General features: G+C 71.0%; 28 protein-coding genes. 19 read left to right on the forward strand and 9 right to left on the reverse strand.

The features are described 5' to 3' along the window. Nucleotides 1–16: 16 nt before the first annotated feature. Genes AC1ROW_RS09905 through AC1ROW_RS09925 form a run of 5 tightly spaced genes read right to left on the reverse strand, consistent with a single transcriptional unit; the run spans nucleotide 17 to nucleotide 5,748 of the window. Nucleotides 17–691, reverse strand: a complete 675-nt coding sequence (locus AC1ROW_RS09905) for a glycosyltransferase family 2 protein (protein WP_493018715.1) — start codon at nucleotides 689–691, stop codon at nucleotides 17–19. Next, nucleotides 688–1,953: a PIG-L family deacetylase gene (locus AC1ROW_RS09910; protein WP_493018716.1), complete on the reverse strand. Its 1,266-nt coding sequence runs from the start codon at nucleotides 1,951–1,953 to the stop codon at nucleotides 688–690. Before AC1ROW_RS09910 ends, AC1ROW_RS09905 begins: the two co-directional genes overlap by 4 nt. After that, nucleotides 1,947–2,939 carry an acyl-CoA dehydrogenase family protein gene (locus tag AC1ROW_RS09915; RefSeq protein ID WP_493018717.1) on the reverse strand — a complete coding sequence of 331 codons (993 nt, stop codon included), beginning with the start codon at nucleotides 2,937–2,939 and terminating at the stop codon, nucleotides 1,947–1,949. Before AC1ROW_RS09915 ends, AC1ROW_RS09910 begins: the two co-directional genes overlap by 7 nt. Before the next feature lie 17 nt (nucleotides 2,940–2,956). Then, nucleotides 2,957–3,415 (reverse strand): hypothetical protein, encoded by a 459-nt coding sequence (locus AC1ROW_RS09920; protein WP_493018718.1) that lies wholly within the window; start codon nucleotides 3,413–3,415, stop codon nucleotides 2,957–2,959. Then, a complete protein-coding gene (locus tag AC1ROW_RS09925) occupies nucleotides 3,412–5,748 on the reverse strand; it encodes a molybdopterin oxidoreductase family protein (RefSeq protein ID WP_493018719.1) in 2,337 nt (778 codons plus the stop codon). Before AC1ROW_RS09925 ends, AC1ROW_RS09920 begins: the two co-directional genes overlap by 4 nt. Before the next feature lie 244 nt (nucleotides 5,749–5,992). Between AC1ROW_RS09925 and AC1ROW_RS09930 the strand changes: the two genes are divergently transcribed. From AC1ROW_RS09930 to AC1ROW_RS09975, 10 genes are read left to right on the forward strand one after another with little or no spacing between them, the layout of a single operon-like run. Beyond that, nucleotides 5,993–6,880, forward strand: a complete 888-nt coding sequence (locus AC1ROW_RS09930; RefSeq protein WP_493018720.1) for a hypothetical protein — start codon at nucleotides 5,993–5,995, stop codon at nucleotides 6,878–6,880. Nucleotides 6,881–6,891: 11 nt separating this feature from the next. Continuing rightward, nucleotides 6,892–8,145, forward strand: a complete 1,254-nt coding sequence (locus AC1ROW_RS09935) for an SRPBCC family protein (RefSeq protein WP_493018721.1) — start codon at nucleotides 6,892–6,894, stop codon at nucleotides 8,143–8,145. 9 nt (nucleotides 8,146–8,154) lie between these two features. Then, nucleotides 8,155–8,604 (forward strand): gas vesicle protein GvpJ, encoded by a 450-nt coding sequence (gvpJ, locus tag AC1ROW_RS09940; protein WP_493018722.1) that lies wholly within the window; start codon nucleotides 8,155–8,157, stop codon nucleotides 8,602–8,604. Then, nucleotides 8,601–9,344, forward strand: a complete 744-nt coding sequence (locus tag AC1ROW_RS09945; protein ID WP_493018723.1) for a GvpL/GvpF family gas vesicle protein — start codon at nucleotides 8,601–8,603, stop codon at nucleotides 9,342–9,344. The genes gvpJ and AC1ROW_RS09945 overlap by 4 nt, the downstream gene beginning before the upstream one ends. 4 nt (nucleotides 9,345–9,348) lie before the next feature. Continuing rightward, nucleotides 9,349–9,597: a gas vesicle protein GvpG gene (locus AC1ROW_RS09950; protein ID WP_493018724.1), complete on the forward strand. Its 249-nt coding sequence runs from the start codon at nucleotides 9,349–9,351 to the stop codon at nucleotides 9,595–9,597. Nucleotides 9,598–9,601: 4 nt separating this feature from the next. Further along, nucleotides 9,602–9,865: a gas vesicle protein GvpO gene (locus AC1ROW_RS09955; protein WP_493018725.1), complete on the forward strand. Its 264-nt coding sequence runs from the start codon at nucleotides 9,602–9,604 to the stop codon at nucleotides 9,863–9,865. A 35-nt stretch (nucleotides 9,866–9,900) separates the two neighbouring features. Further along, nucleotides 9,901–10,278: a gas vesicle protein gene (locus AC1ROW_RS09960; protein ID WP_493018726.1), complete on the forward strand. Its 378-nt coding sequence runs from the start codon at nucleotides 9,901–9,903 to the stop codon at nucleotides 10,276–10,278. 12 nt (nucleotides 10,279–10,290) lie between these two features. Beyond that, nucleotides 10,291–10,542, forward strand: a complete 252-nt coding sequence (locus tag AC1ROW_RS09965) for a gas vesicle protein (RefSeq protein WP_493018727.1) — start codon at nucleotides 10,291–10,293, stop codon at nucleotides 10,540–10,542. Further along, nucleotides 10,523–10,852 (forward strand): gas vesicle protein K, encoded by a 330-nt coding sequence (locus tag AC1ROW_RS09970; RefSeq protein WP_493018728.1) that lies wholly within the window; start codon nucleotides 10,523–10,525, stop codon nucleotides 10,850–10,852. Before AC1ROW_RS09965 ends, AC1ROW_RS09970 begins: the two co-directional genes overlap by 20 nt. Then, complete coding sequence (locus AC1ROW_RS09975) at nucleotides 10,849–11,661, forward strand: GvpL/GvpF family gas vesicle protein (protein WP_493018729.1); 813 nt, start codon at nucleotides 10,849–10,851, stop codon at nucleotides 11,659–11,661. The genes AC1ROW_RS09970 and AC1ROW_RS09975 overlap by 4 nt, the downstream gene beginning before the upstream one ends. On the opposite strand, the gene AC1ROW_RS09980 is transcribed toward AC1ROW_RS09975, so the two are convergent. Both AC1ROW_RS09980 and AC1ROW_RS09985 read right to left on the reverse strand, forming a co-directional pair. Beyond that, nucleotides 11,640–11,783 carry a hypothetical protein gene (locus AC1ROW_RS09980; protein WP_493018730.1) on the reverse strand — a complete coding sequence of 48 codons (144 nt, stop codon included), beginning with the start codon at nucleotides 11,781–11,783 and terminating at the stop codon, nucleotides 11,640–11,642. The two genes, AC1ROW_RS09975 and AC1ROW_RS09980, sit on opposite strands and share 22 nt — an antisense overlap. Before the next feature lie 19 nt (nucleotides 11,784–11,802). After that, nucleotides 11,803–12,399 carry a TetR/AcrR family transcriptional regulator gene (locus tag AC1ROW_RS09985; RefSeq protein ID WP_493018731.1) on the reverse strand — a complete coding sequence of 199 codons (597 nt, stop codon included), beginning with the start codon at nucleotides 12,397–12,399 and terminating at the stop codon, nucleotides 11,803–11,805. 122 nt (nucleotides 12,400–12,521) lie between these two features. Between AC1ROW_RS09985 and AC1ROW_RS09990 the strand changes: the two genes are divergently transcribed. The 8 genes from AC1ROW_RS09990 (at nucleotide 12,522) to AC1ROW_RS10025 (ending at nucleotide 19,664) form a co-directional block, all read left to right on the forward strand. Then, nucleotides 12,522–13,415, forward strand: a complete 894-nt coding sequence (locus AC1ROW_RS09990) for a carbon-nitrogen hydrolase family protein (RefSeq protein WP_493018732.1) — start codon at nucleotides 12,522–12,524, stop codon at nucleotides 13,413–13,415. Continuing rightward, nucleotides 13,412–14,779 carry an APC family permease gene (locus AC1ROW_RS09995; protein ID WP_493018733.1) on the forward strand — a complete coding sequence of 456 codons (1,368 nt, stop codon included), beginning with the start codon at nucleotides 13,412–13,414 and terminating at the stop codon, nucleotides 14,777–14,779. The genes AC1ROW_RS09990 and AC1ROW_RS09995 overlap by 4 nt, the downstream gene beginning before the upstream one ends. A 31-nt stretch (nucleotides 14,780–14,810) precedes the next feature. Then, on the forward strand, nucleotides 14,811–15,353 hold the full coding sequence (locus AC1ROW_RS10000) for an HPP family protein (RefSeq protein WP_493018734.1): 543 nt from the start codon (nucleotides 14,811–14,813) through the stop codon (nucleotides 15,351–15,353). Between the two features lie 4 nt (nucleotides 15,354–15,357). Beyond that, entirely contained in the window at nucleotides 15,358–16,488 is a 1,131-nt protein-coding gene (locus AC1ROW_RS10005) for an AI-2E family transporter (protein ID WP_493018735.1), read from the forward strand. Between the two features lie 136 nt (nucleotides 16,489–16,624). After that, nucleotides 16,625–17,428 carry a hypothetical protein gene (locus AC1ROW_RS10010; protein WP_493018736.1) on the forward strand — a complete coding sequence of 268 codons (804 nt, stop codon included), beginning with the start codon at nucleotides 16,625–16,627 and terminating at the stop codon, nucleotides 17,426–17,428. Further along, nucleotides 17,425–17,841, forward strand: coding sequence for a phage holin family protein (locus tag AC1ROW_RS10015; RefSeq protein WP_493018737.1), 417 nt, complete (start codon nucleotides 17,425–17,427; stop codon nucleotides 17,839–17,841). The genes AC1ROW_RS10010 and AC1ROW_RS10015 overlap by 4 nt, the downstream gene beginning before the upstream one ends. Continuing rightward, entirely contained in the window at nucleotides 17,838–18,446 is a 609-nt protein-coding gene (locus AC1ROW_RS10020; RefSeq protein WP_493018738.1) for a DUF3618 domain-containing protein, read from the forward strand. The genes AC1ROW_RS10015 and AC1ROW_RS10020 overlap by 4 nt, the downstream gene beginning before the upstream one ends. Before the next feature lie 132 nt (nucleotides 18,447–18,578). After that, a complete protein-coding gene (locus AC1ROW_RS10025) occupies nucleotides 18,579–19,664 on the forward strand; it encodes a YihY/virulence factor BrkB family protein (protein ID WP_493018739.1) in 1,086 nt (361 codons plus the stop codon). On the opposite strand, the gene AC1ROW_RS10030 is transcribed toward AC1ROW_RS10025, so the two are convergent. Together AC1ROW_RS10030 and AC1ROW_RS10035 are read right to left on the reverse strand one after the other, a co-directional pair. Then, nucleotides 19,606–20,643 carry an alpha/beta fold hydrolase gene (locus tag AC1ROW_RS10030; protein ID WP_493018740.1) on the reverse strand — a complete coding sequence of 346 codons (1,038 nt, stop codon included), beginning with the start codon at nucleotides 20,641–20,643 and terminating at the stop codon, nucleotides 19,606–19,608. The genes AC1ROW_RS10025 and AC1ROW_RS10030 overlap by 59 nt on opposite strands. Nucleotides 20,644–20,703: 60 nt before the next feature. Further along, complete coding sequence (locus AC1ROW_RS10035) at nucleotides 20,704–21,609, reverse strand: helix-turn-helix domain-containing protein (RefSeq protein WP_493018741.1); 906 nt, start codon at nucleotides 21,607–21,609, stop codon at nucleotides 20,704–20,706. 176 nt (nucleotides 21,610–21,785) lie between these two features. On the opposite strand from AC1ROW_RS10035, the gene AC1ROW_RS10040 reads away from it, so the two are divergent. Next, nucleotides 21,786–22,889, forward strand: coding sequence for a GNAT family N-acetyltransferase (locus AC1ROW_RS10040; RefSeq protein WP_493018742.1), 1,104 nt, complete (start codon nucleotides 21,786–21,788; stop codon nucleotides 22,887–22,889). The last annotated feature ends 46 nt before the right edge of the window (nucleotides 22,890–22,935 follow it).

Genomic DNA, 22,935 nt, shown 5'->3' on the forward strand with positions numbered 1-22,935 from the left:
GCGTCAATCCGACGACTCAGGTCACGAGTCCCCGCAGGTAGTCCGCGTACCCGTCGGGCGCTCGCCCGGCGAGCCGGCTCGAGGTGGTCACGGGATGACGCTCGCTCTCGGCCACGGGGCAGCCGGCCGCGCGCAGCCGGGACACCAGATCGACATCCTCGCCGACGAAGAGCGGCAGGAACCCGCCGACCCGGAGATACGCGTCCGCTCGCACGCCGAGGTTGGCGCCGTGCACATGGCCCAGCGTCGCTCCGGGCCCGTGGCTGCGCTCCCACGCCCGCCGGCGCGCCGGATCCAGCTCCGCCAGGTGCGGGACGACCGCACCCACGTACGCCTCCGAGCCCTTCGCTGCACGCAGATGCTCGCGCAGCCACGAGCGCGGGACCGAGCTGTCCGCGTCCGTGAACGCGATCCAGGTCCGCTCGGGCGCCGCGTCGACCTGGGCCAGCCCGGCGAGGACGGCGTCGTGCCGGCTGCGGCCGACGTTCCCGTAGTCCCGCTCGATCGCGAAGACGCCCGGGAAGCCGTGAACGACCTCCGCCGACCCGTCCGTGCAGGCGTCGAGCACCACGACCACGGACGATGCGACGTCGACCGACTCTCGGGCGCGCTCGATGGAGCGCAGGCAGCCGGCGAGCGTGGACTCCTCGTCGCGGGCGGGCACAGCGACGAGGACATGGTCGACCGTCACCCGAAGACCTCCAGGAGGAACTCCTCGTCGTGGTGCTGCACCAGCACACGGAGGCCCGAGCGGGCGGCGAAGGCGGCGTGAGCGTCCCAGCCGGACTGGGCGAAGTCGTCGGCGTGCCCCGTCCAGTGGCACAGCACCACCTGGCCGCCCTCGGCGAGCGACCCGAGGATGCGATCGATCGTCGCGGCCCACTGGTCGGTCGCGAGATAGTAGGCGACCTCGGAGACGACCACGAGGTCGAACGAGCCTTCCGGCCACTCCTCGGGCACGCGCATCCGCTGCACCACGACGCCGGCGGCTGCGGCAGTGCGCTCCGCGGCGAGCGCCACCGCGGTCGGCGCACTGTCGACGCAGACCAGCGCGTCGCACCGCTCCGCCAGCAGCGCCGACATCTCCCCGTTGGAGCAGCCGATCTCGAACCCGCGGGCATAGCGCTCCTTGGGGAGCACGGCGCACGTGAGCGTGCGCTTGCGGCGCTCGTACCACCGGGTCCGCACCGCCCAGGGGTCGGCGCTGACCCGATGCAGCGCCTCGAAGTGATCGCCGATCGCGCTCTCCTCCGGTTCGAACAGCACCTCGCGGCCGTGCACGGCCCGCTCGACGAACTCCGCCGTGAGCACCCCCTCCGGGTTGGCGGAGGAATGCAGCTGGCTGGCGAACGCGGCGAGCGCGGCACGCTTGCGCGCGCGGGCCGAGGAGGTCAGCTCGACCTCGCTGGCACGGTCCCACGGCAGGTCGTCGGGCGAGCCCCACTGCCACAGCCAGACCGGGTAGAGCAGGAGCCGGTCACCGTGCACCGCGCACACGGCGGCGACCTCACGGCCGAGCGTCCTGTGGTCGCCGTGCCGGTCACCCGGCCAGGGCGCCAGCACGAGCGTCGTGGCGCTCCGGCGGGGCTCCAGCGCCAGGTCGATCCCGTCGCGGAGGAGGTCCGCTTCGTGCTTGAGACCGCCGTCCGTCAGGCCGAGCACCGTCAGGTCGGTGGTCGTCCCGAGACGCGAGAGCGCGGACGTCAGCTCGACCACGCGGTCGTCGCGCTCGCTCGTCGCGACGATCACCGAGATGTCGATGCCGAGCTCGCCGGCCAGGACGAGGAGGCCGCCCACCCCGAGCGTCTCGTCGTCGGGATGCGCGGAGAACACGACGATCCGCGTGAAGCCCGCGAGCCAGTCGCGTGTGCGGAGAGGCACGGCCGACCAGCGCTCCGGGTCCTCCCAGACCACGGCAGGAGTCGTCGCCACGAGCGGGTCGAAGGTCACCATTGGAGCAGTCCTCCCGCCAGGTGGGCCGCCAGCGAGGCGTCGTCGCGCCCGCGGTGGTATTGGGACACGTAGAGTTCGAGGTCGGCGCAGCGGCGGGCGAGGTCCTCGTCGAAGGCCAGGGCGGCCGGGCCCAGCACGTCGCGGGCGGCGTCCAGGGTCGCGACGACCGTGTCGGCGATGGTGCCGCGGACGGCGTGAGCGAGCACGGCCGCGTCCGCGACCCGCTCCTCGTCGATCCGCGCCGCCGCATCCTCCAAGGCCAGCCGGCCGGCGTCGAGGCGGCGGTAGAGCTCGCCGGTCCGCGCCGCGAGGATCGCGTCGTCCGGCCGTTTCCGGGTGCGGGCGATCAGCGCGTCCACGACCGGGAGGCAGCCGCCCCACCAGCAGGCCGCGACGCCGATCGCGCCCCAGCGGAAGCCCGGGCGGTCCAGGTACCAGCCGTCGCCGCCGACGGGGCGCGCGGGCGAATGGTCGAAGTCGACCGGTCCGCTGACCACCTCGCTGAGGCCGCGCGCGACCCACTGCGCCGGCTCGGCCGTCACCCCGGGCGCCCCCATCGAGACCGCGAACATCCGGCGGCCGCCCTCGGGCGTGGCCGCGGTGACGAGCGCGCTGGTGAGCCGCGCGGCGAGCGAGCACCAGGGCTTGCGGCCGCGCAGCACCCAGCGGTCCTGCTCGGGGCAGGCGAGCAGCGTGGCGTCCGGACCCTCGGCGGCGAACACGCCCCACGTCGTGCCCTGCTCTGGTTCGTGGGCGTCCGCCTCCGCGAGGATCGCCACCGCGTCCAGGTGCGGCTCGATCACCCGGGCGGCCGTGACATCCACCGCGGCGATCCGGGCGAGGCCGCGGAAGCGCTCCGCAGTCCGGCCCGACCCGGGGAGCGGCAGCAGGGCGCCCGGCGGTGTGGCGCGCAAGGCGTCCAGCAGCGGCGCGACCCGCCCTCCGCAGTGCGCTGCGGCGTCGAGGTAGGCGTCCAGCCCGGTCATCGTCGTCTCCTGAGCCATCATGCGACGATCAGCGCCTGCGGCGCCGCCTGCTTCATCCGGGTGCGCAGCCAGCGCAACTGCACGGAGGTCTCGGAGTCGCAGTCGCTCACGACGTCCAGCAACTCCTGATCGCGCAGGGCCATGGCGGACTGGTTCACCATCGTCCAGGTGATGTCGGTGAGGCTCGCGAGCAGGTAGAGGTCCTGGAGGTCGCGCAGCAGGCCGAGCGGGCCGGAGCGCGGCTTGGAGATCGCGTCGGCGCGCAGGCGCTCGGGCTCGTCGTCCGCAGGCGAACGGCCGATCCGTGCGATCACCGGGTCGAGCTTGGCGCGATGCGCGTCGCACTGGGCGGCGAGGCTGCGGCAGAGGTGGTGGACGTCCGGCTCGTCGCCGTGCGCGTCCGCCACCTGCCGGAACGACTCGGCGAGCGTAGACTCCGACTCCGCCAGCAGGGTCAGATACACCGGGAGCTTCATCGGTCCCCCTCCCATTTGCGCAGCTGCACGGCCGCGGACTTGAACACGGGTTGTTTGGACACGGGGTCCCACTCGGTCGCGGTCAGCTCGTTGGCGGCGGTCGGATGCCGTTCCTCCGCACCGGGAGGGGCGTCGAAGTACCCGTAGTGGAACGGCGCGAACACGGTGCCGGGCTTGATGCCCGAGATGCGGACCGGGGCGACGAGTCGACCGCGCCGCGAACGCACCTCCACCAGCTCGCCCTCGGCGAGCCCCTGGGCGGTCGCGTCCTCCTGCGCGACCTCCAGCCAGACAGCCGGCGCGGCCTCCTGCAGCTCGGGGCTACGGCCTGTCTTGGTGCGGGTGTGGAAGTGGTACGCGCTACGGCCGGTGGTCAGCCGCAGCGGGTACACGTCATCCGGCGGCTCGTGCGGGCCCGTGAACTTCGCCGACTTGAGCATCGCGCGGCCGTCCACGCCGAGCGCCTTGTACGCCTCCTCGCCGACGCTCGCCCCAGTGAGCAGGTCGTGACCGAAGCTCTCGCAGTAGTCCGGGCGCGACGGGAAGTCGAAGTCCGTGTAGAGCCGGGTGACGCTCTCGGTCTCGCCCTCCCGGCGCGGCCAGTGGATGCCGGACTCGCGGCGCAGGTCGCCGTAGGAGATGCCGGTGTAGTCGCACGGCCGCCCGCGGCTGCACTCCTGCCAGGCGCGGTAGGCGTCCTCGGGGCCGGTCCACTCCAGCAACGGCCGGCCGTCGTTGCGGCGGAAGTCCATCCGCCGGGCGTAGTCGAGGAAGATGTCGAGGTCGGAGCGCGCCTGCCCGGGCGGCTCGACAGCCTTCTCGGACAGGTGCACGGTGCGGGTCGCGTTGGTGAAGGTCCCGGTCTTCTCTCCCCAGCCCGCCGCCGGGAGGACGACGTCCGCCAGTTCGGCGGTCTCGGTGAGGTAGAGGTCCTGCACGACGAGGAACAGCTCCTCCTTCGCCAGGATGTCCCGGATGCGCGCCAGCTGCGGCAGCGAGACCGCCGGGTTGGTCGCCGACACCCACAGGAACGAGATCGAGCCCTGCTCGACGTACCGGAAGAGTTGCATCGCATGCGTCGGCGGCGCCCAGTGCGGAATCACCAGCGGGTCCACGTCCCACAGCGCCGCGAGCTGCCGCACGTGCTCCGGGTTCTCCCAGTTGCGGAAGCCGGGCAGGTCGCCGTCGGCGCCGGCCTCGCGGTTGTTCTGCGCGGTGGGCTGCCCGTTCATCTGGAGGATGCCCGCGCCGGGACGGCCGAGCATGCCGCGGAGCAGGTGGAGGTTGTTGACCTGGCATGAGGAGGCGGTCGCCTGCGGCGCCTGGTAGAAGCCCTGCAGCACCGTGGAGAGGACGCGCTCCGAGGTCGCGAAGATACGTGCGGCCTCCCGGATGTCTGCTGCCGAGAGGCCGCACACCTCGGCGGCGTGCTCGGGCGTCCACTCCTCGCACTGCGCGCGCAGGTCGTCGAAACCGACGGTGTGCGCGTCGACGAACTCCGCGTCCACCCAGCCGTTCACGATCAGCTCGCGCACGAGCGCGAGCATCAGGGCCAGGTTGGTGCCGGGCTTGAGCGCCAGGTGCACATCCGCCCGCTGGGCCACCGGGGTGTTCCGCGGGTCCACCGCGACGAGCTTCGGCGGGTTCGGGCCGTCGAGCCGGTCGAGGATGTGCGCCCAGGTCACCGTCTGGGTGGCCGCCATGTTGTGGCCGTACAGGAACAGCGCGTCGCAGTCGTCGATGTCCTCGTAACAGCCCGGCTGACCGTCGGCGCCGAAGGTCTCCTTGAGCGCGGTGGCGGCGGTCGCCGTGCAGAGGCGGGTGTTGCCGTCCATGTGGGGCGTGCCGACGCCGGCCTTTCCGAGCACCGCCAGCGCGTAGTACTCCTCGAGGAACAGCTGGCCGCTCGTGTAGAAGCCGTGGCTCAGCGACCCGACCGTGTCCAAGAGCTCGCGGCTGCGAGAGACGATCGCCTCCATCGCCTCGTCCCACGTCGCCGGGACGAGCTCGCCGTCGCGGCGGACGAGCGGGGTGGTGAGCCGGTCGGAGCCGCGCATCCCCTGCCAGCTGCCGTACAGCCCCTTGGGGCCGAGGCGGCCGCGGTTGATCGCGTCGTCCGCCCGGCCGCGCACTCCGACCATGACGCCGTCCTTCACGGCGATGTCGAGGCCGCAGCCATTGCTGCACAACACGCACGCCGACCGCACCCAGCGCTCGACGTCGGCCTCTGTCACTCCATCGGCGAGCGCCTGATCGACACGGGTCGGCCACTCGGCCCCTGGTCGGAACGGGGTGCGGGTGCCCCACACGTCGGCGATCCGGGTCTTCTGCATGAACCCACCGTCGCCCGGTATCCGCAGCGCACAACCCCTTGCGCGGAGACCGCGAAGGTGTGCGCTCCTGCAACAGCCGCGCAAACGCACGCAACGGCTGTACAAGTGCTACCCCTGAAGATTCGTCAGTCAAGGGGGTCGCTACCCCCCGAATGGAGGACTCTGCTCGTACGGGCGACGTCCCGACGGGGCCACTCGGTCTCGACCACACCCGAACACCGCAACCTGGGGAGGCTCATTACCCATGGATGACAAGACGAAGACCGCTGGACTGCTACTGGGCGGCTATCTGCTCGGCCGCACGAAGAAGCTGAAACTGGCGCTGCTGATCGCCGGCGTGATCGCCGGAAGGAAATTCGCCCCGGCCCTGCTCGAGAAGGGGAAGGAGCTCCTGGCGTCCTCCCCGGAGGCCTCCGGCCTGCTCGAGCAGATCACCGGCAAGATGGCCGGCGCCCTCAAGGACGCCGGCGTGGCGGGAGCCTCGAAGGGGATCTCCGCGCTGACCAACAAGATCCAGAGCCGGACCGACCGCCTCAACGGCGAGGGCGCCGAGGAGGAGGAGCCGGACGAGGACGAGGAAGAGCCCGTCGACGAGGCGTCCGAGGATCAGGAGGAGCCCGCCGACGAGGAGGAGGCCCCTGACGAAGGCGAGGAGGAAGAAGAGCCCGCCGACGAGGGCGAGGAAGAAGAGCCCGCCGACGAGGACGAGGAAGAAGAGTCCGAAGAGGACGAGGGCGAGGAGGAGCCGAGAAGGCAGCCGGCGCGGACACGGAGCGCGGCCGCGGGGTCGTCGTCCTCCACGCGGAGTTCCTCGTCCACCGCCAAGAAGCCGGCACAGCGGTCGACCTCGAAGGCGTCGGGCTCGAAGACGTCGAGCTCGGGGAGCAAGTCCTCCGGCGGCTCGTCCTCGCGTGGCTCGTCCTCCGGTGGATCGTCCAGCGGACGCTCGTCCTCCAGCGGATCGTCCAGCGGACGCTCGTCCTCCGGTGGATCGTCCAGCGGACGCTCGTCCTCCAGCGGCTCGTCCAGCGGCGGCTCGTCCGCCAAGGCCGCGCCCCGCCGCAGCAGCTCGTCGACGTCGTCGTCGAGCGGCAAATCGCAGGGCACCCGCGCCCGCCGGACGGCCAAGTAAGGAGTCCCGATATGGCTGAGAAGACCTCCGAGTCGCTGACGGACAAGTTGCCGCTCGGCGAGCTGATGGACAGCACTGTCAAGTACGGGAAGTCGCTCCTCGGCAGCGGCCTCCGCAAGGCCTCCGAGAAGGTCGAGGACATGACCGGCAAGCTGAGCGATTTCGCCAGCGGCGAGTCGTCGGGCGTGACCGGGAAGGCCACCAAGGCCGGTGTCGAAGCCGCTGCCAAAGGCGAGAACCCCGCCAAGGCCGCGATCGGCGGCGCGGTCTCCGGAGTCAAGGACAAGATCAAGGACGCGTTCACCGGCGGCGGCGGTTCAGGAAGCAAGAATCAGAAGCTGGTGAACATCGTCGAGGAGATCGACGTGGGCGTCCCGATCACGGTCGCCTACAACCAGTGGAGCGAGTTCAACGAGTGGTCCGACTTCATGAAGAAGGTGGAGAAATCCGACCACGACGACAAGGAGGAGCGGAAGGTCCACTTCAAAGGACAGGTCTTCCTCTCGCACCGGACGTGGGACGCGACGATCAAGGAGATGGTGCCGGACGACCGCATCGTGTGGAAGTCCACGGGACAGAAGGGCCACCTCGACGGCGCCGTGACGTTCCACCCGCTGGCGCCCCGGCTGACCCGGATCATCGCCGTCGTGGAGTACTACCCGCAGGGGCTCTTCGAGAAGACCGCGCAGATCTGGCGCGCGGTCGGCCGGCGCGTGCGCGTCGAGCTGAAGCGCTACGTGCGGCACGTGATGACCACGACGATCCTCGATCCGGACAGCGTCGAGGGCTGGCGCGGCGAGATCCGCGACGAGGAGATCGTCCGCACCCACGACGAGGTCGTGGAGCAGGAGCAGGCCGAGCGCGAGGACCAGGAGAACGACGAGAACCAAGGTTCCGACCAGGACCAGGGTTCCGATGAGGACCAGGGTTCCGACGACGAGTACTACGACGAGGAGGAGCCCGCCGACGAGGAGGAGCCCGCAGACGACGAGTACGAGGACGAGCCTGCCGACGAGGAGGAGCCCGCAGAAGACGAGGGCGACTACGACGACGAGGCGCCGGAAGACGAGGAGGAGCCCGCCGAAGAGGAGGAGGCGCCGGAAGACGAGGAGGAGCCCGCCGAAGAGGAGGAGGCGCCTGCCGACGAGGAGGAGGCGCCCGAGGACGAGTACGAGGACGAGCCCGACGCCGAGGACGCCGAAGAGCCGGCGGACGAGGAAGACGAATACGAAGACGTCGACGAGCAAGAGCCGGCGAGAAGGTAGGAGAACGCCATGACCATGACCCAGTCCCGCGGCGGCTACGTCGAGCGCCCGCAGGCCAGTTCGCTGGCCGACGTCATCGAGATCATCCTCGACAAAGGTCTCGTGATCGACGCGTACGTGCGCGTCTCCCTGGTCGGCATCGAAGTGCTGACCATCGACGCCCGCATCGTCATCGCGAGCGTGGACACCTATCTGCGTTTCGCCGAGGCGACCAACCGGCTCGACCTGACCAAGCAGGGCGGGAAGGACCTGCCGGGCCTCATCGAGGGGATGCAGGAGAGCGGGGCACGTGGCAAGACCAGCGGCGCCGTCTCCGGGATCAAGGACGCGATCACCGGCGGCAAGAACAAGGACGACGACGACAACGACAAGAACGACAGACACTCCGACCGGAGCGGCGACAACGAGGAGGGCGAACGTCGCCCGACCCGTCGCCGGGCCCCGAGCCGTAGCGAATGAGCGGCCACGATCCGGCGGACCAGTATGTCTACGGCATCGTGCGCGCCGGGACACCGCTCCCGGCGTCGCCCGGTGTGGGCGGCGAGACCGTCGGCCTCCTGGAGGCCGGCGACCTCGCCGTCCTCGTGACACCGGTCGCCGACCCCGACGAGCTCGGCACGCCGGAGAACCTGCTGGCGCACAGCACCGTCCTGGACCGCGTGGCCGCCGAGCACGCTGTTCTCCCGATGGCGTTCGGGACCGTCGTCCCTGATGCAGACGCCCTCGTGCAGGAGGTCCTCCCGAGCATGCGGGACGACTACCTGGACCGCTTGAGGCGGGTCGAGGGAGCGGCGCAGTTCACCGTGCGGGCCCGCTACGTCGAGAACGTCGTGCTGGCGGAGGTGATCAGCGAGAACCCCGAGGTCGCGCGTCTGCGCGAGGCCACCGCCGGAAAGGGCGAGGACGAGGCGTACTACGACCTGATCGAGCTGGGCCGGCTCGTGGCGGACGCCATCGAGCGCAAGGCCGCCGTGGACGCACGCACGGTGTCCGACCGGCTGTCACCGCTCGCGCGGGACGCGGTCATCCGTGACCGGCGCGGCAGCGAGGACGTGATCGAGCTCGTCGCGCTCGTCGAGCGGGGCGCACAAGCGGAGTTCGAGCGGGCCGTCGACGGTCTGGCCGCGGAGACGGCGGGCCGGATAGTCTTCCGGCTGCTGGGGCCGCAAGCGCCCTACGACTTCGTGGGAGAGGTGTGACGCCATGGGGTTGTTGACCAGCCTGGTCGGCCTGCCGCTCGCGCCGCTCAGGGGAACCATCTGGGTCGCCGACCGAGTGCTCGAGGAGGCGGAGCGCAAGTACTACGACCCGGGCGTGATCCGGCGTCAGCTCGAGGCCGTGAGCGAAGCCAGGGAGGCCGGCACGATCTCCGACGAGGACGCTCGCGCCCTCGAGAAGGAGCTCGTCGCCCGGCTCATCGAGTCCAAGACCCGTCCACGCCGGGAGGAGTAGCGAAATGGCGATGAATCCGGCGAAAGCCGCCCAGAAGGCGATGCAGCAGTTGCAGGAGCTGACCCGTCGCGACGTCGAGGGCGTGGTCGGCATCGAGAAGAAGGACGACGGCGGCTGGACGGTCACCGTCGAGGTCGTCGAGAGCCGTCGCATCCCGGACACCACCGACGTCCTGGCCGAGTACGCGGTGGAGGTCGACGCCGAAGGCGACCTCACGACCTATTCCCGGCAGAAACGGTACCTGCGGGGCCGCGCGACCGGCGAGTGAGGGGGCGTTCCGTGATCCCCGAGCAGAACAAAGCGATGCAACCCCAGAAGGCGATGCAACCACAGAAGTCCGGCGACAACACGCTCACGCATGTGATCGAGACGCTGCTGGACAAGGGGCTGGTCATCAACGCCGACATCACCGTCGCGGTGGGCGGCGTGGAGCTCCTCGGCATCCGGATCCGGGCCGCGCTGGCGTCCATCGAGACGGCGGCGCGGTACGGGCTGGAGTTCCCCTCCGGGACCGAGCGCGACACGATCGCCTGGCGGGAGGCGATCGAGCAGAAGGAGACCTGCCCGGCGTGCGGCAAGCGCGCGCCCCTCCAGCAGCTGCTCAACGAGTTCTGCCCCTGGTGCGGCTGGCAGAGCGCGCAGTCCAAGGCGCTGGAGCAGTCCGGCTCGTCGGACGGGTGAGGCACCATGACGATGACGACGGACACCCCCCTGGAGCCCACGCGGACGCCCCTGGAGCCCACGCGGGACCAGCATGCGACCCTCGCGGCGCTGGTCGACGTGCTGCTCGACAAGGGGGTCTATCTGGATCTCGACCTGATCATCACGGTCGCCGATGTGCCGCTGATCGGCGTCAATCTGCGGGCCACGATCGCGGGCATGCAGACCATGCTCGACTACGGAATGATGCGGGAGGTGCGCGGCAATGCCCCTGAACGTGAATGAGGACAGCCTGAAGAACGGGCTGCTCACGCTCGTCGTGACGCTGGTCGAAGTCATCCAGGGCGCCCTGGAGACCCAGGCCCTGCGGCGGATGGAGAGCGGCGACCTGACCGAGGAGGAGCAGAACCGCCTCGGCGAGGCGCTGCTTCAGCTCGACGCGGCGATGGCGCAGCTCAAGGAGGACCACGGGATCGCGGAGTCCGTCGCCGAGCTGCGGTCCGGCCTGGACGACGTCGTCGACGATGTGGTCGGCAAGTTCCTCGACACGAGGCTGCGCGACACGAGGCTGCACGACACGAGGCTCCAGGGTTGACGGCCACGCCCGACGCGCCGGGGCTGTACCTCTACGCGATCATCCCGGAGCCCGCCTCCCCGCCGGAGCTCGGGGCCGGGATCCGGGACGCGCCACTCGACGTCGTCTCGGCCGCCGGGCTCGCAGCGGTCGTCCACGACGGCCAGGTCGGCCCGCTCACCGGCGACGACGACGACGTGAAGCAGTGGATCGTGCGGCACAGCGAGGTGGTGGAGCGCGCCTGGGCGCTCGGCGACACCGTGCTTCCGGCGACCTTCAACGTGATCGTGGCGCCCGGCGAGGGAGAGTCGGCCACGGAACGCCTCCGCGGCTGGCTGACCGACTCCGCCGGCGCCCTCACCGCCCGGCTGCGCGCTCTCACCGGCCTGGTCGAGCTCCGGGTGGAGATCGCCCTCGACCAGCACGTCGTGGGTGGGCGGAGCGCCGAAGCCACCGAACTGCGCGACTCCCTGGCCGAACGTCCTCCCGGGGTCCGGCGCCTCCTGCAGAAGAAGCTCGACTCCCTCGAGCACGACGCGGCCGACCGGCTGGCGAACGACCTGTACGCAGACTACCGGCGGCGGCTGGCCGCGCTCAGCGTCGACGTCTCCGAGAACCGGCGCGCCCACCCGCGGCCGGGGTACGTGACCGTGCTCGACCTGGCCCTCCTCGCCGAGCGAGGAGCGGTGGAGTCGGTCGGCGCCGTGCTTGCCGCGATCCGTAGCGAGGAGCCCGCGGCGGAGGTGACCTTCATCGGGCCGTGGCCGCCCTATTCGTTCACGGACGCGCTCGACCTCGGGGCCACGGCTCAGCTGCCGTCGTCCTCGTAGGCGTCGAACGACGGGAATACCACCGCGTCGACTCCGGAGGCCCCGGAGTGCACCGGCTGGTGCGACCGCGAGCCTTCGCGACGGGATGGACGGTTCGCGACCCTGACGAAGAAGCCGGGCATGGCAGTCTCCTCGGGTTCCCTACGCCACGGGCACGATCATCACACCCGCGTAGCCGAGCAGCCACTCCTCCTCGGTCGCCGGGTCGAGTTCGCCGACGAGAACGTCGACGCCGAAGCCCTCCTCGAGCGCCACGAAGCCGCGCGCCAGCACCTCCGCCGGCTGCCGGAGCCGGAAGCGCCCCGACACCTCGCAGTCGCGGAGCACCCGCTCGTAGAGGGCGGCCTGGCGGGCGATCAGTGTCACGTGCTCCGCGGCGGCCGCCTCATTGCGGAGCACGATCGGGGTGAGCTCGTAGAGCAGCCGGCTCGTCTCCTCGGCGTGACCGGGCCACGGGATCCCCGACCGGATACACGCGGCGAGCTTGTCCTCGAGCGAGCCGGCGGCCTCCACGTGCGCCTCGCGGAGGGCGATGTACTCCTCGCCGCCCTGAGCGAAGGCGGCGGTGTAGAGCTCGCGGACATCGGGGTAGTAGTAGAGGACGGAGGCCGACGTGAGGCCCGCCTCCTCGGCGATGTCCGCGAGCCGCAGACCGCTGGCGCCGTGCCGCAGCACGGCGCTGGAGGCGGCCGCGATGAGCTGGTCTCGTCGCTTGGTCTGTTCCTTCGGCCGGGCCATACGTCGATCGTCGCACACCACGCCCCCCGGCGACCGTCGGCTTGACATCGCGCAGTTAATTACATAAATTTCGTTTAATTTATTCGTCCGCCCCTCGTGGGCCCAGCGGAATCCGGTTAACGATGACCCGACCCCTCTCCCTGGCACTGGTGCAAGCACCGGCCGCCCCGCACCACGACGTGGACGCCTTCGCGGTCCACCTCGGCCGACTCACCCGCTCGCACCCGGACGCGCACCTCTTCGTCTACCCGGAGTTGCACCTCGCCGACGCCGGGGCGGAGACCCCGGCCGACCCGGTCGAGCAGATGGCGGCGCTCGCGCAGCCGCTCGACGGCCCACTGGACCGCGAGCTCGCCCAGGTCGCGGGCGACCTCGGCGTCTGGCTGATCCCCGGCAGCTTCTACGAGCGCGGCGCGGACGGCCGGATCTACAACACGGCGACGGCCTACTCCCCCGAGGGGCGCCGGGTGGCGGCCTACCGCAAGATCTTCCCGTGGCGGCCGTACGAGAAGGCGGCGTCCGGCTCCGAGTTCGTGGTCTTCGACATGGCCGGGCACGGCCGGATCGGGCTCTCCATCTGCTACGACGCCTGGTTCCCGGAGACGAGCCGGCACCTCGCCTGGATGGGCGCCGAGCTCATCGTCAACGTCGTCCGCACCCCCACAGCCGACCGCGCGCAGGAGGTGACCCTCGCGAAGGCGAACGCGATCGTGAACCAGGTCTTCGTGGCCAGTGTGAACGCCGCCGCCCCGGACGGGCTCGGCCGCAGCCTCCTCGCCGACCCGCAGGGGCGGGTCCGGGTCGAGTCGGCGAGCTCCGAGTCGACCGTGCTCACCGACACGATCGACCTCGACGAGGTCGGGCTGGTCCGGAGCTTCGGGACCGCGGGCGTGACGCGGCCGTGGAGCCAGTTCGACCACGACGACGCCTCGATCCCCCTCCCGCTCTACGACGGCCGCATCTCCGCGTCGCGCTGGAGTCCGAGCACCGCGACCCTCGAGGAGGCCGGCGCATGAGCACGGCTCCGCACCTGACGGCCAAGCTGTCCCTGTCCTCCATCGTGCTGTTCGGCGTCGCGTACATGTCGCCGGCGATCGTCATGCTCACCTTCGGCGTGATCGCCGGCGCGAGCGACGGCACCTCGCCGACGTCGTACATCATCGCGGCGGCGGCGATGTCGCTGACCGCGCTGAGCTACGGCCGCATGGCCCGGCTCTACCCGGCGTCGGGCTCGGCGTACACCTACGCCCGCAAGACCATCGGGGCGAACGTGGGCTTCCTGGTCGGCTGGGCGATCCTGCTCGACTACTTCTTCCTGCCCATGGTGGCGTGGCTGATCCAGTCGGTCTACCTCAACGCCCAGTTCCCGTCCGTGCCGGTCTGGGTCTGGCTCCTCATCAACATCGTGGTCACCACGGTCGTCAACGGGCTCGGCATCGTGCTCGCCGACCGGGTGAACAAGACGCTCATGACGCTCACCGGGCTGGGCATCGCCGCCTTCGTCGTCCTCTGCGTCGGCCACCTGACCGGCTCCCACGTCGCGTCGCTGAGCGCGCCGCTGTGGAACTCCAGTAGCACCATCGCGGCGGTCTCGGCCGGCGCGGCGATCGCCGCGTACTCGTTCCTCGGCTTCGACGCGATCAGCACGCTGAGCGAGGAGACCGTGAACCCGGAGCGGAACATCCCCCGCGGCATCTTCCTCGCGGTGGTGATCGGCGGCCTGATCTTCGTGGTCGTCTCCTACGTGATGCAGCTCGTGCACCCCGGCGGCCAGTTCAAGGACCCCTCCACGGCCTCGTACGCGATGTCGGTGCTCGTCGGCGGCCCGGTGTTCGCCAACATCGTGAACCTGGTCGTGATCGTCGGAGGATTCGCGTCGGCCATGGCGATCCAGGCGAGCACCAGCCGCCTCATGTACGTCATGGGCCGCGACGGTGTGCTGCCCCGGCGGTTCTTCGGGCGGCTGAGCGCGCGCTTCCAGACACCGCTGCTGAACCTGATCCTGATCGGGGCGGTCGCGATGTTCGGGCTCGGGCTCTCGCTCGACACCGCGACGTCGTTCATCAACTTCGGCGCCTTCCTCACGTTCACGATGGTCAACGTCTGCGTGATCGTGCACTTCGTCCGGCTGCGCAGGAACCGCGAGCGCCCGTCGATCGCGAAGTTCGCCGTCCTCCCGGCCATCGGCGCGCTCGTCGACCTGTACCTGCTCACGCAGCTCGGGCCGATCGCGCTGTACCTCGGGATCGGCTGGCTGGTCATCGGCGTGATCTACCTCGCGGTCCTGACCCGCGGCTTCCGCCGACGGGCGCCGGAACTGCGCGTCGAGGAGACGGACGGGGCCGCGGCCCACCCGGAGGCGACGAGCGCAAGGGGTTGAGCCGCGCCCGCGGAGCGCTTGGATCGGAGGCATGAGACCTTCAGTGCTCCAACGGCTCACCGACCGGGGCGGGTCAGCGGGAGCCGGCGCCTACGCCGCCGTGCTCTCGCTGATCGTCCTGGCCGCCTCCGGTGCGATCGGGCTGCTCTTCGCCGCCCCCTGGATGTTCCCCAGCCTGGGCGCCACCGTCATGGTGATGTTCGGGTCGCCGCGGCATCCCACAGCCCGTCTCCTCAACGCCGGGGTCGGCCACGCTGTCGGCCTGGCGGCAGGGACGCTGTGCTTGTTCCTGTTCGGGCTGAACGGCAAGCCGTCGGCCCCCGTCGGCGGACTGACCCCGGCCTACCTGGGGGCGGCGATCCTGTCCGTCGCGATCACGGCGTTCGTGCTCGGAGCCCTCGGGCTCCCGCACCCGCCGGCAGGCGCGACGACGCTGATCGTGAGCCTGGGCATCATCGCGACGCCCGTCGGCATCCTCAGCATGGCCGCCGCACTCGCGTTCACCATCCTGGTGGCGTGGGGTCTCAACCGGCTGCTGGGCGAGCGGAACGCCGGCGATCAGGAAGAGGGGTGACATCGTGGCCCCCTCCGACACGCCCCGACCGGATCGCCCGTCGACCGTCCCGTCGGGTGTCCGCACCGCCTCCGAGTGGTCGTGGCGGCTGCTCGCCATCATCGCGCTCGCCGGGGTGGTCATCTACCTGGTGTTCACCTTCCACGAGATCGTGGTCCCGGTGCTGGTCGCGCTCCTCGTCGCCGCGCTCCTCCAGCCGGCGGTCGCCGGGCTGATCCGGCATCGGTGGCCCAAGTGGGCGGCGATCCTCGTGTGCCTGCTCGCTTTCGCCGCAGTCGTCGCCGGCCTCATCGCGCTCGTGGCGTGGCAGGTGCAGGCCGGTCTGCCGCAGCTCGAGCACTCATCGGAGGCCGCCTACACCCGGGCACGCGACGCGCTGCGTCAGCCGCCCTGGAACGTCAGCGACGCACAGTTCGCGGCCTACCTCCGCGATGCGGGCGTACTCGCGCAGAAGGACAGCGGGGCTCTCGTCGGCGGAGCGCTGCGGGTCGGCTCCACGACCGGGCGCATCCTGGCCGACACCCTGATCGCCTTGTTCGCGACGATCTTCATCCTGATCGACGGCGCGGGCATCTGGCGGTGGGTCACCCGGCTGTTCCCCCGCGGCGGCCAGCCGGCTCTGCGGGCGGGAGGCGAAGCCGGCTGGCGCACCCTCACGAGCTTCGTGCGCGTGCAGATCCTGGTCGCGGCCGTCAACGGTGTCGGGATCGGGCTCGTGGCGTTCTTCCTCGGCCTGCCGCTGGCCATCCCGATCGGCGTCATCGTCCTGCTGTTCTCGTTCATCCCGGTCATCGGCGCGATCGTCTCCGGCATCATCGCCGTGGCGATCGCGCTCGTCTTCGCCGGGCCCGTCCAGGCGCTGATCATGCTCGCGGGAGTGCTCCTGGTGCACCTGCTGGAGGCGCACGTCATGCAGCCGCTGCTGGTCGGCGGAGCGGTCAAGGTCCATCCGCTAGCCGTCGTCGTCGGAGTGGCCGCGGGGACGGGCCTTGCCGGAGTCCCCGGCGCGCTCTTCGCCGTGCCGCTGATCGCCGTCGGCAACGCGATGATCTCGGCGATGGTCCGGGTGTCGCGGGGCGCCTCTCCAGGCACGGCGGCGGCGGAGACGGAGGACGAACAGCCGTCCGGGAGCTGACCGTGCGGCGGCCCCTCCCTCTCCTCCGCCCGCGTTATCCTCCGCCCGGGCGGGCGTGTCAAGCGCCTCACGCCCGCGATCGTCCCGTGGCTGTATGGACGCCACCACAGTCCACGAGCGAAAAGGAGACCCGAGCATGACGAACTCGGAGGACGAATTCGGCGGAACGCCGGTGTTCGACAGCACACGCCAGACCACCAGCACGGCGGGGTCCTATCGCGGCCCGGCCGCCCAGGGCACCGCCGGCACCCTCGCCGGACCGGCCGACGACGCCGGCAAGACGGACGTCGCGAAGGACGAGGCGGCGCGCGTCGCCGACTCGGCCAAGGACGCGGCCGGAGACGTGGCGAGCGTCGCGAAGGAGGAGGCACGCGAGGTCGCGCACGAGACCAAGGCCCAGGCGAAGGACCTCTACCGCCAGACCCAGCAGGAACTGCGCGAGCAGGCCGCCATCCAGCAGCAGCGCGTGGCCGACGGCCTCCGGAGCATCGGCGACGAGCTGCAGCAGATGGCCTCGTCGTCGCAGCAGCAGGGTGTGGCGAGCGACATCGTCGGCCAAGCGGCGGGACGGACGCAGTCCGTCGCCCGTTGGCTCGACGAGCGCGACCCCGGTTCGCTGCTGCGGGAGGTCAAGTCCTACGCGCGACGCAACCCCGGCACCTTCATCGCCGCCGCCGCCCTCACGGGTGTGCTCGCCGGCCGGCTCACCCGGGCGCTCGCGTCCGGGGACGACCACGGCGACGCCGGAGCGCGCACGACCGGCACCCCGGTCACCGGCGTGCCCACCACCGCCCTGCCGACGCGCGACAGCGCCATCCCGGGAGGCACGATGGGCGGCACCGCGCCGGGCGACGCCACCCGCGAGTTCCCCGCCGGCAGCGAGTTCCCCGCCACCCGCGAGTTCCCGGCCACCAGTGAGTTCCCGGGGGGCTCGCTGTGACCGACCAGCCCACTCCCTCGGAGCGGCGGGCGGAACGCGAATCGCTCGGCGACCTGCTCGCAGAAGTCAGTCGCGACCTGTCCACGCTCGTCCGGCAGGAGGTCGAGCTCGCCAAGGCGGAGCTGCGGGAGACCGCGACGCGCACCGGGAAGGGCGCCGGCCTGCTCGGCGGCGCCGGCTACGCCGCCCTGATGGCGGTGCTCTTCCTGTCCATCGCCCTCTGGTGGGCGCTGGGCTACCTGATGGGGAACGCCTGGTCCGGAGTGGTCGTGGCGATCATCTGGGCCGTCATCGCGCTGATCCTGTACGTGGTCGGCCGCAACCAGCTCAAGGCGGTGAAGGGGATGCCGCAGACCGTCGAGACGGTCAAAGAGTTCCCCGAGACTCTGAAACGAAACGGAGAGAACCGATGACCGACAACCCCGACGTGATCCGCGCCGAGATCGAGAACACCCGCCGCAACCTCAGCGGCGATGTCGACGCCCTGGCCGACAAGGTCAGCCCGAGCAAGATCGCCGACCGGCAGAGGCGCAAGGTGAAGGGCGCGTTCCACTCCTTCACCCAGCGCATCATGGGGTCCGACGACGAGAACGAGTACTACTCCGGGCACTCGCACCAGTCCGTCGCGGCGCGGGCCGGAGACGCCCTGGACGACGCGAAGGACGCCACCGCCGACGCCGGCCGCCGCGTCGTCGCCAAGGCCGAGGGCAACCCGGTCGCGGTCGGGCTGATCGCCTTCGGCGTCGGCCTTCTCGCCGCCTCGCTCATCCCGGCCAGCGAGAAGGAGCAGGAGCTCGCCGCGAAGGCCAAGGACGCCGCGCAGCCGATGCTCCAGGAGGCCGCAGAGGTCGGCAAGGAGATCGCGAACGACCTCAAGCAGCCCGCACAGGAGGCGGTCCAGGCCGTCAAGGAGACCGCCCAGGACTCCGTCGAGACGGTCAAGGCGGAGGCCGCAGACCGCGCCGCCGACGTCGCGGACGACGGGAAAGAGGCAGGACAGCGCGTGCAGGACGCCTGAGCGGCGACCAGGACGACGGCGCGGCGCAGGCTTCGGCCGGCGCCGCGCCGTTCCCGTCCCACGACCGGAACCAGAACCAGAACCACAACCCCACCAGACCCGATCCACACCGGAACCCCAAGGAGCGACCTGATGAGCGACGACGACATCGGAGCCAGCCAGCGCCTGGCCGACGCACCCTCCCCCGACGACCCCCGCAAACCCGACAGCCCGCCGAAGCTGCACCGCAGCTCGTGGAAGATCGTGCTCAAGCGGACGCTGCGCGAGTTCAGCAACGACAAGTGCACCGACATCGCCGCCTCCCTCACCTACTACGCGGTCCTCTCGCTGTTCCCCGGACTCCTGGCGCTCGTGTCGCTGCTGGGCGTCTTCGGCCAGGGGAGCGCCGCGACGACTCAGCTCCTCGGCATCCTGAAGCAGGTCGCCCCCGGCGACACGGCCAAACTCCTGCAAGGCCCGCTCGAGAACGCCGCGCACTCCCCCGCGTCCGGCATCGCGCTCGTGCTCGGCATCGTCCTCGCGATCTGGTCGGCGTCGGGCTACATCGGCGCGTTCTCCCGCGCCATGAACCGCATCTACGAGATCGACGAGGGCCGCCCGTTCTGGAAGCTCAAGCCGCAGCAGTTGCTGGTCACGGTGATCTCGCTCGTCCTCGTGGCGATCGTGGCCCTCATGCTCGTGGTGTCCGGCCCGGTCACCAAGGCCGTCGGCGGCGCGCTCGGGCTCGGCTCGACGCCGCAGACGATCTGGGAGATCGTCAAATGGCCGGTGATGCTCGTGGTCGTCATCGTCATCATCGCCGTGCTGTACTACTTCGCGCCGAACACGCGGCAGCCGAAGTTCCGGTGGATCAGCATGGGCGCGATCGTCGCCATCCTCGTCCTCGCCGTCGCCACCCTGCTGTTCGGGCTGTACGTGGCGACGTTCGCCAACTACTCCCGCACGTACGGCCCTCTCGCCGGAGTGATCGTCTTCCTGCTCTGGGTGTGGATCGCCAACATCGCCCTCCTGTTCGGAGCGGAGCTCGACGCCGAGACGGAGCGCGGTCGCGAGCTGCAGGCCGGGATGGCGGCCGAGGAGACCATCCAGCTGCCGCCCCGGGACACCCGTCTGAGCGAGAAGGCGCTCAAGAAGGAGGAGGCGCTCACGGCAGAGTCGGTCAAGCTCCGGGAGCGCTCCGCCGACGGATCTCCCGAGCGACCGCGCGAGGGTGACTGAGCATGACGACGTGCGGCGCGCTCGGCACCGCCACGAGCCGGACGCGCGGGGTCGCCGACGCGATGGCGCGCGTCCACTCCGCGCGCGCGATCGGGTCGCGTTCCCCGCGGACGATCGTGACCGGCATCTCCAGCTCCGGCACGTCATCCTCCAGGCGGTAGCCGAGCATCGAGGGCAGCACGGCCAGATACCATCGCGGCCCGCAGCGGACGTAGTCGGTGAACACGAGCGCATTGCTGTGCGGGCTCTCGCGGAGCGTGTCGATCAGGAGCCGGGCAGCCGCCCGCACCGGAGTCGCGTCCGAGGGCGCCATGACCGGCCCGATCAGCACCGCTTCGGCCACCAGGTCCGGCCTCCGGCGCGCCAGGCTCGTCGCGATCTGCGCGCCCATCGAATGGCCGACGACCACGACCGGCCCGATCGCCCGGGCTTCGACGAACGCCGCGACGAGCCCGGCGTAGTCCTCCACCGTCAGGGGACGTGCCGGCTTCGGCGAGCGCCCGAAGCCGGGCAGATCCACGGCGATCACGCGGCCGCCTTTGGCGAGCTCGGGAGCGAGCCGGTGGAAGTACCGCGAACTGACCCCGATGCCGTGCAGCAGCAGGACGGTCGGCGCGTGAGCGCCCGGGGGACGGTCGTCGAAGGTCACGACGATGGCGGGAGCCGAACGGGGACGTCTTCGCGGCGACCGCACCGTGCGCATCAGGCCCCTCTCCGGTGATTCTTCTTCCCAGGAACGTCCGCCTCGCCCCGCGTCCTTGTCAAGCCCCGCCCCGGTCCGGCGCGCCGCAGCCGCGACCGAAGAAGTCGACCAGCGCGGCTGCGAGGGCCTCCGGCGCCTCCTCGGCCACCACCCGGAACGCGACGTGGTGCCCCGGTCGTGGCCGGCCAGCAGGAAACGCTCGTGGCCCAGCTCCCGCATCACGGCGATGACCGCGTCACCGACGTCGATGTCCTCCTCGACGAATCCCTCGAACACAGAGCCCACGGTGCCCCCAGGCTCGCGCGGCTGGCTCGCCTCAGCCGGTCGCCGGCAGGGTCACACGCCCTCCGTCGCCCCGTACACGGACCGGTACGCACGACGGAACCCGTCCTCCGACGGGAAGCCCCACCGGGCCGCCAGCGCCGCATCGCACAGCGTGGGCTCGACCGTGCGGTCGGCCCGGGCCGCCGAGAGCCGGGCGCGGCGCAGGTACGTACCCGCGCCGCTGCCCGTGCGCGAGCGGAACGCCGCGTTCAGCGTGTGGACGTCCGTCGCCGCCGCGACGGCGACGTCGCCGAGCGTGATCGGCAGGGACAGGCAGTCGTCCATGAAGCGTTTCGCGCGCCGATAGACGGCGGTCTCGTCGCGGCGGGTCGCCGGCGGCCGCCGACTGTCCCGCTCGAGCGGGAAGGTCTCGAGCACTCCGACCGCGAGCTGATGGAACAGGCTCGCCCGGATCATCGGGTTCTCGATCATCCCGGACCGCACGAACTCGGACGCCACCTGGAGGGTCTGCAGCATGGCGAGGCTGCGCTGCGGGTCGACCGGGCGCGGCGACTCGAACACCGGGTCGGCGCGGTCGTCCGCGTACACCTGACGGGCGACCTCCCTGAGCCGTTCCGGGGTGATGTAGACGTTGACGATCGTCAGGTCGTCGCCGTGGCCGAACAGCTCGTGCCCGGGCCGGGACAGGAACGGCGTCGCGTAGCCGGAGCCGCGGTCGCCGTCGATCTCCCAGCGGTAGTCGCCGGCGAACACGCCACTCACCCCGAACTGGTCGAACTCGCCGTCGGACTGCCACTCCCCGTCGATGCGGTACACGCCGACGGCGACGCCCTCGTCGCCGGCCTGCTTCACCCGGAACGAGAAGTCCGACCCCGGGTCGCGCGAGAACGCGAAGCGTCCGCCCGCCTCGCGGAGCAGCGCGTCGGCTTCCGCCGGGTCGCCCGTGCTGCTCTCCACGTGCCTGAGAGGGTCCACATCGGCAAACAGTACTCCCGGGACGCCGGTTCAGCCATCGGTTCTTGTCCTCCGGGCCGCCGGTATGGAATGCTCGACCTCGTGATCCTCTAGCAGCGACCCGCTTCCTCCCCACGACCGTGGGTGAGTCGATCGACCCTGCACACAAATGAGGACTCATGTCTACGTCAGATCACACCAGCACGCTCACGGGCTTCACCATCGAACCGCTCGTGGTCCCCGTCAGCGTCGACGCGCCGGATGCGGCGGACTTCGTCGGCTTCGCCACCGTGCGCAACGCCGTCGAGGCGGAGCAGCGCGGCCACACCGGAGAGGTCATGTCCGCGGCCGAGCTGCTGCCGGACTGGAGGGACGAGTCGCGGCCGATGGCCGGGCTCGTCGCCAAGGTCGACGGCCGCGTCGTCGCCCGGGGGAACCTGGCGCTGCCGGTCGGCGCCCCGGAATGCTGGGGCGCCGTCTCCGTGCTCCCCGGGTTCCGCGGTCGCGGCATCGGCTCGGCGCTCTACGCACGCCTGGAGGAGTTGGCGCTCGCAAACGGCCGCAGCACCATCCAGAACCAGACGACCTACCCGGCCGGTGTCGGCGGTGAGGCGATTCCCGCGCCCACGGGCTTCGGCTCGGTGCCGCTCGACCTCCCGTCGACCCGGTTCCTGCGGCGTCACGGCTTCTCGCTCGAGCAGGTCGGACGGATCAGCGCCCTGCCGCTGCCCGTCGACACGCGCGTCTTCTCCGGCCTCCTCGTTGAGGCGGTCGCGGCGGCCGTCGGCTACCGGACGGTCAGCTGGCAGGGGCGGACGCCGGAGGAGTGGCTCGAGGCCATCGCCCTCCTGCGCACCCGGATGAGCACCGACGCCCCGAACGCCGGCATCGACCTGACCGATGTCTGGACCGCCGACCGGGTCCGAGCCGTCGACGACCTGTGGGCCGAGAGCCCCCGGGTCGCGCTCACCTCGATCGTGGTCGAGGAGGCGACGGGGCAGGCCGTCGGGTTCACGGAGCTCGACGTGTCCGAGGAGTCCGACCGCCCGGCCGAGCAGATGGACACCCTGGTGCTCCGCGAGCACCGCGGACACCGGCTCGGGATGGTGCTGAAGCTCGCCAACCTCCGCGAACTGATGGACCGGTTCCCGGGGTGCGCGCTCGTGGAGACGGTCAACGCCGAGGAGAACCGGCCGATGCTCGAGGTCAACGACGCGATCGGCTTCGCGGCGACCTGCTTCTCGGCGCGGTGGCGGAAGCCGATAGCTGGGAACCAAATGTAGATTGTATAGATTCTTACCTGGCTAGGGATATTCTCGGCAGTGCACG

The organism is Leifsonia sp. GW821-FHT13C09 (genome assembly GCF_058806435.1).

Excerpts from the sequence above, each read along its gene's own strand:
- AC1ROW_RS09935 (WP_493018721.1), top strand. The coding sequence starts at position 6,892 with ATGGCTGAGAAGACCTCCGAGTCGCTGACGGACAAGTTGCCGCTCGGC.
- AC1ROW_RS09965 (WP_493018727.1), top strand. The coding sequence starts at position 10,291 with ATGACGACGGACACCCCCCTGGAGCCCACGCGGACGCCCCTGGAGCCC.
- AC1ROW_RS09970 (WP_493018728.1), top strand. The coding sequence starts at position 10,523 with ATGCCCCTGAACGTGAATGAGGACAGCCTGAAGAACGGGCTGCTCACG.
- AC1ROW_RS10040 (WP_493018742.1), top strand. The coding sequence starts at position 21,786 with ATGTCTACGTCAGATCACACCAGCACGCTCACGGGCTTCACCATCGAA.
- AC1ROW_RS09960 (WP_493018726.1), top strand. The coding sequence starts at position 9,901 with ATGCAACCCCAGAAGGCGATGCAACCACAGAAGTCCGGCGACAACACG.
- AC1ROW_RS09985 (WP_493018731.1), bottom strand. The coding sequence starts at position 12,399 with ATGGCCCGGCCGAAGGAACAGACCAAGCGACGAGACCAGCTCATCGCG.
- AC1ROW_RS09925 (WP_493018719.1), bottom strand. The coding sequence starts at position 5,748 with ATGCAGAAGACCCGGATCGCCGACGTGTGGGGCACCCGCACCCCGTTC.
- AC1ROW_RS09910 (WP_493018716.1), bottom strand. The coding sequence starts at position 1,953 with ATGGTGACCTTCGACCCGCTCGTGGCGACGACTCCTGCCGTGGTCTGG.
- AC1ROW_RS10020 (WP_493018738.1), top strand. The coding sequence starts at position 17,838 with ATGACCGACAACCCCGACGTGATCCGCGCCGAGATCGAGAACACCCGC.
- AC1ROW_RS10010 (WP_493018736.1), top strand. The coding sequence starts at position 16,625 with ATGACGAACTCGGAGGACGAATTCGGCGGAACGCCGGTGTTCGACAGC.
- AC1ROW_RS09995 (WP_493018733.1), top strand. The coding sequence starts at position 13,412 with ATGAGCACGGCTCCGCACCTGACGGCCAAGCTGTCCCTGTCCTCCATC.
- AC1ROW_RS10025 (WP_493018739.1), top strand. The coding sequence starts at position 18,579 with ATGAGCGACGACGACATCGGAGCCAGCCAGCGCCTGGCCGACGCACCC.
- AC1ROW_RS09955 (WP_493018725.1), top strand. The coding sequence starts at position 9,602 with ATGGCGATGAATCCGGCGAAAGCCGCCCAGAAGGCGATGCAGCAGTTG.
- gvpJ (WP_493018722.1), top strand. The coding sequence starts at position 8,155 with ATGACCATGACCCAGTCCCGCGGCGGCTACGTCGAGCGCCCGCAGGCC.
- AC1ROW_RS10000 (WP_493018734.1), top strand. The coding sequence starts at position 14,811 with ATGAGACCTTCAGTGCTCCAACGGCTCACCGACCGGGGCGGGTCAGCG.
- AC1ROW_RS09915 (WP_493018717.1), bottom strand. The coding sequence starts at position 2,939 with ATGACCGGGCTGGACGCCTACCTCGACGCCGCAGCGCACTGCGGAGGG.
- AC1ROW_RS09945 (WP_493018723.1), top strand. The coding sequence starts at position 8,601 with ATGAGCGGCCACGATCCGGCGGACCAGTATGTCTACGGCATCGTGCGC.
- AC1ROW_RS09950 (WP_493018724.1), top strand. The coding sequence starts at position 9,349 with ATGGGGTTGTTGACCAGCCTGGTCGGCCTGCCGCTCGCGCCGCTCAGG.
- AC1ROW_RS09930 (WP_493018720.1), top strand. The coding sequence starts at position 5,993 with ATGGATGACAAGACGAAGACCGCTGGACTGCTACTGGGCGGCTATCTG.
- AC1ROW_RS09990 (WP_493018732.1), top strand. The coding sequence starts at position 12,522 with ATGACCCGACCCCTCTCCCTGGCACTGGTGCAAGCACCGGCCGCCCCG.
- AC1ROW_RS09920 (WP_493018718.1), bottom strand. The coding sequence starts at position 3,415 with ATGAAGCTCCCGGTGTATCTGACCCTGCTGGCGGAGTCGGAGTCTACG.
- AC1ROW_RS09980 (WP_493018730.1), bottom strand. The coding sequence starts at position 11,783 with ATGCCCGGCTTCTTCGTCAGGGTCGCGAACCGTCCATCCCGTCGCGAA.